Origin of the sequence: Chitinophaga sp. HK235 (assembly GCF_018255755.1) — a bacterium.
In the GTDB taxonomy this organism is placed as follows: Bacteria; Bacteroidota; Bacteroidia; order Chitinophagales; family Chitinophagaceae; genus Chitinophaga.
Genome location: NZ_CP073766.1, coordinates 770,657 through 784,743 on the forward strand (window position 1 = coordinate 770,657; position 14,087 = coordinate 784,743).

At 47.1% G+C, this 14,087-nt stretch carries 9 protein-coding genes; 6 read left to right on the forward strand and 3 right to left on the reverse strand.

The features are described from left to right. The first annotated feature begins 100 nt into the window (after positions 1-100). On the forward strand, positions 101-2,686 hold the full coding sequence (gyrA, locus tag KD145_RS02420) for a DNA gyrase subunit A (protein WP_212004321.1): 2,586 nt from the start codon (positions 101-103) through the stop codon (positions 2,684-2,686). A gap of 166 nt (positions 2,687-2,852) precedes the next feature. After that, positions 2,853-4,106, forward strand: a complete 1,254-nt coding sequence (locus tag KD145_RS02425) for a lipopolysaccharide assembly protein LapB (RefSeq protein WP_212004322.1) — start codon at positions 2,853-2,855, stop codon at positions 4,104-4,106. Positions 4,107-4,467: 361 nt separating this feature from the next. Here KD145_RS02425 and KD145_RS02430 read toward each other — a convergent pair whose 3' ends face one another. From KD145_RS02430 to KD145_RS02440, 3 genes are all read right to left on the reverse strand, one after another. Continuing rightward, complete coding sequence (locus KD145_RS02430) at positions 4,468-4,680, reverse strand: hypothetical protein (RefSeq protein WP_212004323.1); 213 nt, start codon at positions 4,678-4,680, stop codon at positions 4,468-4,470. A 160-nt stretch (positions 4,681-4,840) separates the two neighbouring features. Beyond that, complete coding sequence (locus tag KD145_RS02435) at positions 4,841-7,036, reverse strand: response regulator (RefSeq protein WP_212004324.1); 2,196 nt, start codon at positions 7,034-7,036, stop codon at positions 4,841-4,843. Between the two features lie 123 nt (positions 7,037-7,159). Beyond that, on the reverse strand, positions 7,160-7,855 hold the full coding sequence (locus KD145_RS02440; protein WP_212004325.1) for a LytTR family DNA-binding domain-containing protein: 696 nt from the start codon (positions 7,853-7,855) through the stop codon (positions 7,160-7,162). 103 nt (positions 7,856-7,958) lie between these two features. Here KD145_RS02440 and KD145_RS02445 point away from each other — a divergent pair, with 103 nt between their 5' ends. The 4 genes from KD145_RS02445 (at position 7,959) to KD145_RS02460 (ending at position 13,923) form a co-directional block, all read left to right on the forward strand. After that, positions 7,959-8,267: a DUF6660 family protein gene (locus KD145_RS02445; RefSeq protein ID WP_212004326.1), complete on the forward strand. Its 309-nt coding sequence runs from the start codon at positions 7,959-7,961 to the stop codon at positions 8,265-8,267. A gap of 98 nt (positions 8,268-8,365) precedes the next feature. Next, the gene (locus KD145_RS02450; RefSeq protein ID WP_212004327.1) at positions 8,366-11,497 is read left to right on the forward strand and encodes an efflux RND transporter permease subunit; all 3,132 of its coding nucleotides are present in this window, start codon (positions 8,366-8,368) and stop codon (positions 11,495-11,497) included. Continuing rightward, positions 11,494-12,726 (forward strand): TolC family protein, encoded by a 1,233-nt coding sequence (locus KD145_RS02455; RefSeq protein WP_212004328.1) that lies wholly within the window; start codon positions 11,494-11,496, stop codon positions 12,724-12,726. The genes KD145_RS02450 and KD145_RS02455 overlap by 4 nt, the downstream gene beginning before the upstream one ends. Before the next feature lie 12 nt (positions 12,727-12,738). Then, positions 12,739-13,923 carry an efflux RND transporter periplasmic adaptor subunit gene (locus tag KD145_RS02460; RefSeq protein ID WP_212004329.1) on the forward strand — a complete coding sequence of 395 codons (1,185 nt, stop codon included), beginning with the start codon at positions 12,739-12,741 and terminating at the stop codon, positions 13,921-13,923. The last annotated feature ends 164 nt before the right edge of the window (positions 13,924-14,087 follow it).

Below are 14,087 nucleotides of genomic sequence, written 5' to 3' on the forward strand. Positions count from 1 at the left end.
TTATTCACATTTCTGCGATTTTCGGCCGTAATAAGGGCTGAAATGGCTATATTTGCCACTATCTGTTTTCAGCAGAAAAAACTGTAAATCAACACACAAAATGACAGAGCACACGGAAAATCAGCAGGAAGGGAGAATTGTTCAGATAAACATCGAGGAACAAATGAAGACGGCTTATATCGATTACTCCATGTCAGTAATCGTAGGTCGTGCCTTGCCCGATGTGAGAGATGGTTTAAAGCCTGTACACCGCCGCGTTTTATTCGGTATGAATGAGCTGGGCAACACCAGCAGCAAGCCATACAAGAAGTCAGCGCGTATTGTGGGTGAGGTAATGGGTAAGTACCACCCGCATGGTGACGCCTCTATCTACGACACCATTGTTAGGCTGGCCCAGCCCTGGAGCATGCGTTACCCCATGGTGGACGGTCAGGGTAACTTCGGATCGGTAGATGGCGATATGCCCGCTGCGATGCGTTACACCGAGATCCGTCTTCAGCGTATTGCAGAAGCTATGCTGGAGGACATTGAAAAAGAAACGGTAGATTTCACCAACAACTTCGATGACACCCTCGAAGAACCCACCGTATTACCTACCCGTATTCCGAACCTCCTGGTAAATGGTGCTTCCGGTATCGCGGTAGGGATGGCCACCAACATCATGCCTCATAACCTCAGCGAGGTGGTAGATGGTGCCGTAGCCTATATCGACAACAGGGACATCACCGTTGAAGAGCTCATCAAATACATCAAGGCACCCGACTTCCCTACAGGAGGGGTGATATATGGTTTTGAAGGCGTTAAACAAGGCTTTGAAACCGGAAGAGGAAGAGTAGTGGTAAGAGGTAAGATCAACGCTGAAACGGCTAAAAACGGCCGCGAAAGACTGGTGATCTATGAACTGCCTTACCAGATCAATAAAGCTGTACTGCACCAGAAGATAGCTCAGCTGGTCAACGATAAAATCATTGAAGGCATCACCGATGTGCGTGACGAAAGTGACCGCGAAGGAATGCGCCTGGTGATCGATCTGAAGAAGGAAGCTATTTCCAACGTGATCATCAACCAGTTGTTTAAATATTCCGAACTCCAGACTTCCTACGGTATCAACAACGTAGCACTGGTAAAAGGCCGTCCGCGTATCCTCAACCTGAAGGATATGCTGGCTGAGTTCATCGACTTCCGCCACGAAGTAGTGGTAAGAAGGACCCGCTTCGACCTCCGCAAAGCAGAAGAAAAAGCACATATCCTCGCAGGTTACCTCATCGCATTGGACCACCTCGATGAAGTGATCGCCCTGATCCGTGCCTCTAATACGCCGGATGTGGCCAGAGACGGACTCATGTCCCAGTTCGGCCTCTCCGAGATCCAGTCCAAAGCAATCCTGGAACTTCGTCTGCAACGCCTCACCGGCATGGAACGCGATAAGATCCGCGCTGAGTACGACGAGATCATGAAACTGATCGCCTACCTGAAAGATGTACTGAATGATGAGGCGCTGAGAATGAACATCATCAAGGAAGAACTGCTGGAAGTGAAAAAGAAATTCGGTGACGAACGTAAAACCGAGATCCAGTACCTGGCCAGCGAAATGAGGATCGAAGATATCATCGCTGAAGAAGATGTGGTAATCACCATCTCCCACCTGGGATATATCAAACGTACTTCTGCCTACGACTATCGTCAGCAGAAACGCGGCGGCCGTGGCGCCATCGGGGGCAAGACCCGTGACGAGGACTATATTGAACATTTGTTCGTAGCCTCTACGCACCATACCATGCTGTTCTTTACTGAAAAAGGACGCTGCTACTGGCTTAAGGTATATGAGATCCCTGAAGGCGAGAAAAGCGGCAAAGGACGTGCTATACAGAATATGATCCAGCTGCCGGCCGATGATAAGATCCGTGCGATCATCGATATCAAGGACCTGGGCGACAAGGATTTTATCAACAATCATTACATCATACTTTGCACCAAAAAAGGTATCATCAAAAAAACACTGCTGGAAGAGTTCTCCCGTCCTCGTCAGAACGGTGTAAACGCTATTACCATCAACGAAGGTGATCAGCTGCTGGAAGCAAAACTCACCACCGGCGACAGCCAGATCATGATGGCTATCCAGAGCGGCCGTGCTATCCGTTTCCCGGAAGCTACCGTGCGTGACACCGGCCGTGGTGCTATCGGTGTGAGAGGTATCGAAGTAGACAGTGAGAAAGATGAAGTGGTTGGTATGATTTGTGTTAATAAGGACGACGAATCACGGACAGTGCTGGTAGTATCTGAAAAAGGTTTCGGTAAAAGAACAAATATTGAAGAATACCGTATCACCAACAGAGGTGGTAAAGGGGTAAAAACCATCAATATCACGGAAAAAACCGGTAGCCTCATCGCCATCCTGGACGTAACAGAGAAACATGACCTGATGATCACCTGTAAGTCTGGTATCACCATCCGTATGGCGGTATCCGATATTCGCGAAGCTGGCCGTGCTACCCAGGGGGTACGCCTGATCCGCCTCGACGACGCAGATGAAATTGCAGCTGTAGCCCGCCTCGATGAACAGGAAGAAGAAATAGTAGAAGTAGAAGGAATGGAAGGTGAAACCGGTACTGAAGCAAATGAAAGCACTGACAGTGCAGCAGACCAGGAAACTGTAGCAGAAGGTCCTGATGCTCCGCAGGAATAGTCACAACAAACCTGAAAAATAATTGCTCTTAACAGGAGGCCTCCCAAGGGCCTCCTGTACCAATAAAAAAATTACAGCCGGCTTTAGTGGTAACGATGAGCCTGATTGTATTGGACTATTGGGAGCACCATACTCTTATTGTAATCAGCAACTAAAAACTAGAGACATGAAAAAATTATTGGTATCTCTTCTCTTTTGTACGGCCAGCGCGTCGGTGATGGCCCAAAGGGCAAAAGTTAGCAGCGCAGATGAGAACCTGAAAAAACAAGATCTGGAGAAAGCCAAAGCAGATATCGATGCAGCGTTACAAAACGAAAAGACAAAGAACGATGCAAAGACCTGGCTGGTAAACGGTAAAATCCTCGAAGCGATGGGCACCAAACAAAAAAGTGCAACACTCGCCCTCGAAGCTTATTCCTCCTTCAAAAAAGCATTGGAGATAGATCCTAAAATGAAAGAAGCCATTCTTGAAATGAGCGGACCTATGTTCAACGTATACGCTACTGTAGCCAACGCTGGTTACGGTTTCCTGAATGAACAGAAATGGGATTCTTCAGTAGTAGATTTCAAACATGCCTTCGAAATTGCGGACTACTATAACAGCAAAAACCTGGGTACTACCATCCCTACAGATACAGCACTCACTTTTTATACCGGTTATGCTGCAAACATGGCCAATAAAAAAGATGATGCATTAACCTTCCTGAAAAAAGCTGCCGACCTGCAGTTCAAAGGCGAACCTGCATTGTACGTTGTACTGGGCCAGCTGTATGAAGAAAAAGGTGACCAGGCCAACTGGCTCAAAACCATTGATCAAGGTAAAGCTTTATTCCCTAAGGATAAACGCTTCAACGATATGGAAATGGCCTTCTACAGCAAAACCGGTAAAACCAACGAGTTACTGTCTATGCTGGAAAAGAAAATGGCTGATAATCCAAATGACGAAGCAGCCATCCTGGATTACGCTATCCGCGTAGACAACCTGGCTAATCCCCGCGACGAAAAAGGTAACGACGCGCCTAAGCCAGCTAACTACGAAGAGCTGATCGGCAAAGCAGAAGGTGCTTATAAAAAAGTACTGACTTTAAATGCTAATGATGCTACTGCTAACTTCCAGCTCGGCGCCCTGTACTTCAACAAGGCCGTTGTATTCAACAAACAACTGAACGATCTGGATAGCAAACAACAGACATCTCCAAAAGCAAAAGAACTGCAGGGTAAAGTAGAAGGCCTGATGAACCAGGCATTGCCTTTCTTCGAGAAAGCTGATGCCAGCTTCACTGCTAAAGCCAGCAGCCTCGATGCCAGCGACAAACAGACTTACGAAAGCTGCCTGTACGCACTGCAGAAAATCTACGCTATCAAAAACCAGACTACGAAAGTAGAAGAAGTGAAAAAGAAACTGGACGCACTGAAATAGTAAATAGCTAAACATCATAATTGAAAAAAATCCGCCCGCTAGTGGCGGATTTTTTTTTGCTCCCAGGGCTAAAGCCCTGGGCTATGTTTGTTTGAGGGGGGCTTGCGGATATTAGAGTACTCTTGTATTGGAGTGCTTAAATTCTGTAAGACTGCAATAAAAATATAGCCAGGAACTAATGGCCAGGGCCTTGCTAGGGGAGTAATTCTTGCTTGTACAAGAATATTTGACAACCATATCAAATTCCGCATGGCAGCAGTAGACGAACATAGCCCAGGACTTTAGTCCTGGGAACTATGAGCAAAAAAATAGCTCCGGGAATCCCGGAGCTATTTTAACTCAAACGCTGTATAATTGCGAATTATGCGGCTTTTTTAGCAGCTGGTTTAGCAGCAGGTTTAGCTTCAGCTTTTTTGTGAGCAGGAGCTTTTTTAGTTGTATCAGCAGCTGGTTTAGCTTCTGCTTTAGCTTCAGTTTTAGCTTTTTCTTTCTTAGCTGGTTTAGCAGCAGGAGCTTGAGCGAAAGAAGCAGCAGAAATGCTCAGTACCAGGGCAGCAGCGATGATTTTTTTCATGATGATTGTCTTTTAAAAATGATTAATTAAAGATGTTTTGTTCAGTATTGTGATGTAAAAATAAGACGGGTTGTGCAGTGATCCGGAGAGGTTTCGGTGAACTGGTTATTAGTGTCGTTGAAAAAGGAAAAATGGACGGTCATGCAATCAGACCGCACTGTCAGATCGTGATATCGATAGCTTCCTGGATAGCCTGTAAACACAGCTGTTTCAGTGTATAGAACAACTCTTGCACTGTGGCGGCGTTGTAGGTGTTTTCATCGATCTGTTCCAGCTGTTCGAGGATAGGGTAGAGATGGGTTTCCAGCCCGGTAAATGACACGGTTGTTTTGAGATTATGGGCCGTGGCTCGAATGCTGACAGGATCATTGATCATGATGGCATTTTTAAGCATGGAGAGATCTTCGGGCAGCTGCGTAACAAACTGCTCCAGCATGCTTTTTTCGAAGGCTTTATCACCTTTGGACAGCTCGCGGATGTACTGCATATTGAGCAGGTGAGTATGACCGTTTTCGCCATTATATACAGGCGGTGGCATTACTTCTCTCGCGGCAGATTTGCCGGTATATACCTGTACCATGCGGTAGAGCGTGTTTTCATCGATGGGCTTGGAAATATAATCATTCATGCCCATCTGCAGGCATTTCTCCCGTTCTCCTTCCATCGCGTAGGCTGTCATGGCAATCACCGGGATATTGGAATGCAGTTCCTTCCTGATTTTGGTGACGGTGGTATACCCGTCCATCTCTGGCATCTGGATATCCATCAGCACCAGGTCAAATACCTGTTTCTCAAGCGCCTGTAGGGCTTCCCGGCCATTATTGACAACCCGGTACTGCAGCTGCCAGCTGCTGAGCAAATGACGCAGCAGGTTCTGGTTCATGCGGTTATCTTCTGCCACTAAGAGCCGGATATTGGGATGGATAGGCAGTTGGTCGTTTTCGTATAAGGAGTCTGCATCTTCCGGCATCATTTCTCCCAGTGTGTAAGGAAGTTCTACCTTAAAGGTAGATCCCTGGCCAGGTTTACTTTCTACAGAGATGAAGCCGTTTTGCAGTTCTATGAGTTGTTTTACAATGGTAAGCCCCAGACCGGTACCGCCGTATTTACGGGTGGTGGAGACTTCTGCCTGGTTAAAGCGGTCAAAGATGCTGTCCAGCTGTTCCGCTTCTATACCGATACCGGTATCTCTAACGGTGAACAATAAACGAACATTTTTTTCTTCTGCCCATATTCTGGCCACCTGTATATTGACTTCCCCTTCCGGCGTGAATTTGATGGCATTGCTGGTAAGATTGACGAGTATTTGTGTCAACCGCATTACATCACCGTAGAGAAGGTCGGAGACTTCTTCATCGGCTTGTATGCTGAAGTGCAGGTGTTTCTCTTCTGCTTTGGCTCTGAATAGGGTATCGATGGAATGCAGTACGCCGCGCAAACTGAAGGAGGTTGCTTCAATGCGCATCATACCGGATTCTATTTTTGAAAGATCAAGGATATCGTTGATAATTTCCAGCAGATTACGGCCGGCGCCAGCAATGGCGTTAACATATTCTTTGGATTTTTCGTTGAGAGGCTGGGCTTGCAGCAGATGCGTAAAACCCAGTACGGCATTCATGGGCGTCCGTATTTCGTGGCTCATGTTGGCGAGAAACTGATCTTTTACGGCGGCGAGGTTTTTTTCCTGCCGCTGGGATTCATCCAGGGCTTCTATCAGCTGTTCCTGTCGATGAATACGGCTGGTGATATAGAGGAATGCCAGCAGGCTGGTAAGGCATGCAAACAGTACCAGCACAGTGCCCCAGCTCTGAGCCTTCTGCCCGCTGGTATCAATGAGGCGGGTGGTCCGGTTTACTTCTGTCTGCCGTGTGGTGTCCAGCTGGTGTAATATATTGGTGATAGCTTCTCCCAGCCGTTTTCCACGCTGATTGTTGATCATCTTCTCCGCGGCGCTTTTACCACTGCTGTAGAAGGTGTCCAGCACCAGCAGATTGTAGCTGTTTTTCTCATCTACCAGGTAATTGAGTTGGGTAAGCAGTTTTTCAGTGCTATCGTTTTTGACAATTTTATTGATTTCTTTCAGGTCAGATTTGATGATAGCAATCTCCACTTCAATGCCGGTGACGTGGTTGGTGTCCTGAGAAATCACGGCGCCCCGCACTTTGCTGTCGGTCTTTGCCAGCGAAGTTTGCAGCTTCTGTATTTCGTTCTTTACATTGAGCTCTTGTAATAGTTGCTCGTTACCGGAAATAAGTTTGCGGATATTTTTTGCGGAGTTAAACTGCAGCACGACGAACAGGATCATACCTGTAATGAACAGGCCAAGCAGATAATATTTTATTCTTTTCGGCTGCATGACATTATTAACGCTGATGAAGGAAAGGCTGTTCAAAATACGATAATAAAGGTCAGTGGGTATAAATTATTGTTAAACGGGCGATAGGTATCGGTCAAAACGGAGAAATGGTCGTTAAGTCTGTTAAAGAAGATTTAATTTATTGTTAAGTGCTGCTTTATAGGTATCAGCCACTGGTATAGCATTTTTTTGTATGATGATATTACCGTCTTCTATGGCTTCTATTTTATCGAGGGCCACGATATAGGAGCGATGTACCCGCATGAACCTGCTGGATGGTAGTTTTTCCTCCAGGGCTTTCAATGTGGTGTGTATGGCATGGAACTTCTGGGAGGTATAGAGTTTAACATAATCGCCCATTGCTTCCATAAAGAGGATATCTTCTGTTCTGATTCTTTTGAGGACACCATTGTCGCGGATAAAAACAAACTCAGTATCTGACACCTGGATCTCCCGGCTATTGCTGTCAATGATTTCACGGGCTTTTTCGATAGCCTGGATAAAGCGGGCAGGGGTAACCGGCTTGATCAGATAATCGGCCACATTCAGCTCAAAAGCCTCTACAGCATAGTCTTTGTTGACGGTGGTAAAAATGATGACCGGTCTTTTTTTGCCCAGATTGCGTGTTAGCTCGAGGCCGCTCATACCCGGCATCTCGATATCCAGCAGCAGGATATCGATTTTTTCTTTCTGGAGAAGATTATAGGCTTCCATGGCGCTGCTGCATTCACCGGTCACCTGTAGCTGTTCAACATGGCTGGCCAGCTGTTTCATGGCACTACGTGCCAGCTTATTATCATCTACGATCAGGCAATTCATGCAGCTAATTTAATAACAAATCATAATATACAAACATCACACTCGCAACGAAGATGCAGTTTTTCCTGTACCATTTTATTTTTTAATTTTTACATTTGCAGACATGAAATGGTTGATTTACATAATGAGCCTCTATATCCTGGTGTTGTCCTGCATCCCCTGCAACGACGCTCAGGCTGTGGCCATGTACAACCATACCGAAGTTACAGCGACTCACGAACATAACCACGAAACGCAGGTGGATTTTTGTTCCCCGTTATGCGTATGCAGTTGTTGCAATGTGCAGGTCACTCCAGCCACTTCGGTCATCCTTCCCTACCATATGCACCAGGTGCAGGTACTTTTCCCTGTTTTACCGGTGACACCCCTTCCTTTATCGTCCAACACCATCTGGCAGCCGCCCCAGTTGTAATCCTCTCTCTACAGGTGTTTTTGCTATGAGTTGAGGTTATGCCGTTTCCCGGTATAACTACAGCTTAGGTACCTCTTTTTATTTCATACCAACCCATTATGCTTGATAAGATCATTCGTTTCTCTATCAGAAACAAGCTTATTATCGGGATACTCACGCTCGCTCTGACCGTTTGGGGTATCTTCTCACTGACACGGCTACCCGTAGATGCGGTGCCCGATATTACGAACAACCAGGTGCAGGTGATTACGCTGTCACCCTCTCTGGCTGCACAGGAAGTGGAAAGGCTGATTACCTTTCCTATAGAACAAACTATGGCCGTTATTCCGGAGTTGAAGGAAGTGCGCTCTATTTCCCGCTTTGGCTTGTCTGTGGTTACTATTGTTTTTCATGATGATGTAGATATTTACTGGGCCCGCCAGCAGGTCAACGAGAAGCTGGGCGAGGCCAAATCCAATATACCACCCGGTATTGGCATGCCGGAGATGTCGCCTATCTCCAGTGGCCTGGGTGAAATTTATCAGTACGTGGTACACCCAGCCAAAGGATATGAACAAAAATATGATGCACGGGAACTACGTACAATACAGGACTGGTACGTGCGCCGGCAATTGCTCGGAACACCAGGAGTGGCAGAAGTGAATAGCTTCGGTGGCCAGCTTAAACAATACGAAGTGGCGCTCAATCCTGATAAGTTGCGCAGCTACAACCTCAGTATCGCAGATGTGTTTAATGCGCTGCAGAAGAATAATGAAAATACCGGCGGTGCTTACATCGACAAAAAGCCAAACGCTTATTTTATCAGAAGCGAAGGGTTGATCGGCACCATCGCAGATATAGAGCGCATTGTAGTCAGGAACACTCCGAACGGGATGCCGGTATTGATGCGTGATATCGCCACTGTGCAGATCGGCAGCGCCAACAGATATGGGGCCCTTACCCGTAATGCCGATGGTGAAGCGGTTGGTGGCATTGTGATGATGCTGAAAGGAAAAAACTCCAACGAAGTTGTGAAAGCGGTGAAAGCCAGGGTAGACCAGATCCGCAAGACCTTACCGGAAGGAGTGGTGATAGAGCCATTCCTCGACCGGAGCGAGTTTGTGGGCAGAGCCATTGGCACGGTGGAAAAGAATCTCATAGAGGGAGCGTTGATCGTGATCTTTGTGCTGGTGCTTTTCCTGGGCAATATCAGAGCCGGTCTTATTGTGGCTTCTGTAATACCACTGGCCATGTTGTTTGCTATTGCTATGATGCATCTGTTTGGTGTATCCGGCAACCTGATGAGTCTGGGAGCAATCGACTTCGGCCTGATCGTGGATGGGGCGGTGATCATCGTGGAAGCCACCTTGCACCATCTGGGTACAAGAGTGCAGGGCAATAATACTGTACAGCTAAGCCGCGGGGAAATGGATGAGGAAGTATATACCTCTGCTATCCGTATCCGCAGCTCTGCCGCATTCGGAGAGATCATCATCCTGATTGTTTACCTGCCTATTCTGGCGTTGGTAGGCATTGAAGGCAAGATGTTCCGGCCAATGGCACAAACCGTTTCCTTCGCTATTCTGGGCGCCTTTATCCTCTCACTGACTTATGTGCCGATGATGTCTGCGCTTTTCCTGAGCCGCAAAATATCCGGTAAGCCTACTATTGCGGACAGTATCATGTCATTCTTTCATCGTATATACGATCCCGTTATTAAAGGTGCGTTGAAGGTGAAAGCCGTGGTGGCGGGAGCTGCATTGCTGCTCTTTGTAACGGCGTTGATACTGTTCGGCCGTATGGGCGGAGAGTTTATTCCTACACTCGAAGAAGGTGACTTTGCTGTGGAAACAAGGCTTCTCACCGGTAGTTCTCTGTCGGAGACTATTGACAAAGTGAGCAAAGCTTCTGACATCCTGCTGAAAAAATTCCCGGAGGTAAAAGAAGTAATTGGTAAAATAGGAGCAGCTGAAATTCCTACGGACCCAATGCCCATGGAGGCCTGCGACCTGACCATCTTACTAAAACCCAAGAAAGAATGGACCAGCGCTTCGAGTCGTGAAGAACTGGCCAATAAAATGCAGGAAGCCCTGGAAGCAATACCTGGTGTAGCTTTTGGCTTCTCTCAGCCAATACAGCTTCGTTTCAATGAACTAATTTCAGGTGTACGTCAGGATGTTGGGATTAAGATTTTCGGAGAAGATCTGACTATACTGGCTTCCCTGGCGCAGAAGGTTGGCGGCATCGTTACCCGCACCGAAGGAGCCCGGGACCTTTATGTAGAGCAGATCGGCGGACTGCAGCAGATAGTAGTGTCTATCGACCGTAACCGTATTGCACAATACGGGCTGGACGTGGCAACTGTGAATCAGGCTATCAATACAGCTTTCGCAGGACAAAGTGCAGGTTTGGTGTATGAAGGAGAGAAACGTTTTGACCTGGTAGTAAGACTGGACAGGCAAAGCCGTAAAGATATCCGGGATGTGCAGGAGCTTTACATCACCACACCTTCCGGGAATCAGGTGCCTTTACAGCAACTGGCTACAGTACAGATGGCTACCGGACCTAACCAGGTACAGCGTGAAGATGCCAAACGTCGTATCATTGTTGGCTTCAACGTGAGAGGTCGTGATATCGCCAGTGTGGTTAAGGACATAGAAGCCGCTATTGAAAAAGAAGTGAAACTGCCTACCGGTTACTTTATCCGCTATGGCGGGCAGTTTGAGAACCTTAAAGAAGCCAATGACCGTTTGTCACTTGCGGTGCCGGCAGCCTTGTTGCTCATCTTTGCATTGCTGTATTTTACTTTCAGTTCAGTCAAACAATCCCTGCTTATTTTCACTGCTATCCCCATGGCGGCCATTGGTGGCGTATTTGCGCTGTTGCTGAGAGGCATGCCTTTCAGTATCTCTGCGGGTGTGGGTTTCATCGCCTTGTTTGGCGTGGCTGTGCTCAATGGTATTGTATTGATAGGAGAGTTCAACCGATTAAAAAACGACGGACTTACAGACCTTAATGATATTGTATTGAAAGGAACGGCCACACGTTTAAGGCCTGTGTTGATGACGGCCATGGTAGCGTCGCTGGGCTTTTTACCGATGGCGCTGGCTACCAGTGCAGGAGCAGAAGTACAGCGTCCGCTCGCTACTGTGGTGATAGGAGGGCTGGTAACATCCACGCTACTTACACTGCTGGTGTTGCCCTGCCTGTACATCTATTCTGAAAAATTATTCAAAAAACGTAATTCATGAATTTCCGTATAATCATATGCCTGTTATTTCCGATAGCGGCATTTTCCCAATCCCAGCCGCTGACCATAGACCAGGCGGTGCAACTGGCGGTGGCACAGAACAAGGGGCTACAGTCTACGGCTGCCGCTGTTGCTTTTTATAAAGAGATGGCCCGTACCAGTGCAGAGATACCGAAAACACAGCTGTCTATGCAATATGGGCAGAACAACAGCTATGCAAATGATAATAATTTCAATGTATCACAAATTATCCCTTTCCCGACACTGTTTGCAGCCAAAAAGCAGTTGAATGAAGCACAGACGGAAAAAGCTGTTTGGCAAAAGGCTGCCACACAGAATGATCTGATCTTTCAGGTAAAACAGGTGTATGTTCAATTGTTATATCTCCGGGAGCAGCGGACACTGCTGAGGAGCCAGGACAGCTTGTTTACCAGCTTCTCCCGCAGTGCGGCACTGCGATATAAAACAGGGGAGAGCCGCCTGATTGAGAAAACAGCAGCAGAAGTAAGATTACAGGAAGTCCGTAATCTGTTGCGGCAGAATGAAGCAGACGAACAGATCTTTCTGGCACGTTTACAGGCGTTGCTGGGGAGCACAACACCGGTGAGCATTGCAGATGCCAGTATTCCGGCTGCTGCCGTGAATGTATTGGAAGATTCCATGGCCGTGGCCGACAATCCGCAACTACATTTTGCAAAACAGGATATTGATATTGCCGGCAAACAGAAAAAAGTAATCAGCGCTGGTATATTACCAGATCTGACAGTCGGTTATTTTAACCAATCTTTGATTGGTACACCGGTGAATGCATCCGGAGCGCCACTGGCCAGCAGCGGCAACCGCTTCCAGGGCGTTCAGGTAGGCCTGGCATTACCACTGTGGCTGGGTCCTATGAAAGCCAGGGTGAAAGCAGAAGAAAAACAGCAACAGGCAGCAGGTCTGTTTTATGACAACAGCGTTATACAGCTGAAAAGCCAATACCGACAAGCCGTGCAGGAGTTCGTAAAATTGAAGAACAGCCTGGATTATTATTCGGCTACGGCTTTGCCCAATGCCGACCAGTTACAGCAACAGACCGTCAAATCCTTTGTCCTGGGGGATATCGGCTATGCTGAATATTTTCTGAACCTGGAAAGAGTAATGTCGGTACGCCAGGGATATCTGCAAACACGGCACGATATCAAACAGTCTGAATTATATATTGTTTACCTCAGTGGGCATCAACGTTAAAACCATCTTCATATGAAACTTAATAAATATCATATATACGCTTCCGTTATACTGTTAATGTCCGGACTGATAATGGCTTCCTGCGGAAGCAAAAAAACAACTGCAGAAAAATCAACGGAGGAACATGAACACGAAGAAGCTCCCAATACTGTAACGCTGACGAATGAACAGTTTCAAACAGTGGGTATTGTTTTGGGTGCCCCGGAACAACGGGAAATCAGCAGTGCCGTGAAGGTGAACGGTTTGCTGGACGTACCTCCGCAGCAAGCAGTAAGCGTGTCCGTACCAATGGGCGGCTTTATCCGGCAAACAAGTATGCTGCAGGGAATGCCTGTTAAGAAAGGTCAGGTACTGGCTGCGCTGGAAAACATTGACTACATCCAGTTGCAACAGGATTACCTGGACGCCCGAAGTCAGCTGGAATATGCAGCTACGGAATATACCCGTCAACAGGAGCTTTCCCGCGAAAATGTGAATGCCTTGAAAACCGTGCAGCAGGCAAAGGCTACCTTCGAGTCTCTGCAGGCAAAGGTGAAAGGTCTCAGGGAAAAGTTATCCCTCATCAATATCAATATTGCAGGGCTGGAAAAAGGTAATATACAGCGGAGTGTAAACGTATACGCACCTATCAGCGGTTATGTGACCCAGGTGAATATCAACCTGGGGCAGTTTGTGAATCCGGCAGATATCCTTTTCCGGATTGTGAATACGGAACACCTGCATGCAGAGCTGACGGTGTTTGAAAAAGATATTCCCCGGCTGAAGATAGGTCAGCCGGTACGTTTTACCCTGGCCAATGAAACAAAGCAGCGTAAAGCCACCGTGCATCTGATCGGACGGGAAATCAGTCCGGAACGTACTGTCAGGGTACATTGCCATCTGGATGAGGAAGATACCCAGCTCTTGCCTGGTACCTATTTGCAGGCAATGATTGAAGCCGGTGCGGGCAACGTACAGGCGTTACCGGAAGCTGCAGTTGTGAATTTTGAAAACAAGGCTTATGTGTTCGTAAAAGAGGCTCCCGGTAAAGACAGTACCCATCATTTCAAAATGCTGGAAGTTCAGCCAGGCAGTAACGAACAGGGCTATACGGAAGTAAATTTCCCTCAGGGAAATACCCCTAAGGAAATTGTAATCAAAGGAGCATACGACCTGCTTGCCAAAATGAAGAACAGCGGCGAAGAACATGGACATTAAAACAATTACGATTGGGAAAAATAAAAGGTGTATCAGGCATTGATACACCTTTTATTTTTCCATCTCCCCAAATATCTTCCTTCACCTCCGCAAGCTGCCCCCAATAGTACCTGAAATATCATTGTCCCCCAAGTCAGATCCAATACCTCCGTAGCTGCAGACAA

Bases quoted from the DNA above. Each gene is read 5' to 3' on its own strand.
- gyrA (WP_212004321.1), top strand. From the start codon at position 101: ATGACAGAGCACACGGAAAATCAGCAGGAAGGGAGAATTGTTCAGATA.
- KD145_RS02425 (WP_212004322.1), top strand. From the start codon at position 2,853: ATGAAAAAATTATTGGTATCTCTTCTCTTTTGTACGGCCAGCGCGTCG.
- KD145_RS02430 (WP_212004323.1), bottom strand. From the start codon at position 4,680: ATGAAAAAAATCATCGCTGCTGCCCTGGTACTGAGCATTTCTGCTGCT.
- KD145_RS02435 (WP_212004324.1), bottom strand. From the start codon at position 7,036: ATGCAGCCGAAAAGAATAAAATATTATCTGCTTGGCCTGTTCATTACA.
- KD145_RS02440 (WP_212004325.1), bottom strand. From the start codon at position 7,855: ATGAATTGCCTGATCGTAGATGATAATAAGCTGGCACGTAGTGCCATG.
- KD145_RS02445 (WP_212004326.1), top strand. From the start codon at position 7,959: ATGAAATGGTTGATTTACATAATGAGCCTCTATATCCTGGTGTTGTCC.
- KD145_RS02450 (WP_212004327.1), top strand. From the start codon at position 8,366: ATGCTTGATAAGATCATTCGTTTCTCTATCAGAAACAAGCTTATTATC.
- KD145_RS02455 (WP_212004328.1), top strand. From the start codon at position 11,494: ATGAATTTCCGTATAATCATATGCCTGTTATTTCCGATAGCGGCATTT.
- KD145_RS02460 (WP_212004329.1), top strand. From the start codon at position 12,739: ATGAAACTTAATAAATATCATATATACGCTTCCGTTATACTGTTAATG.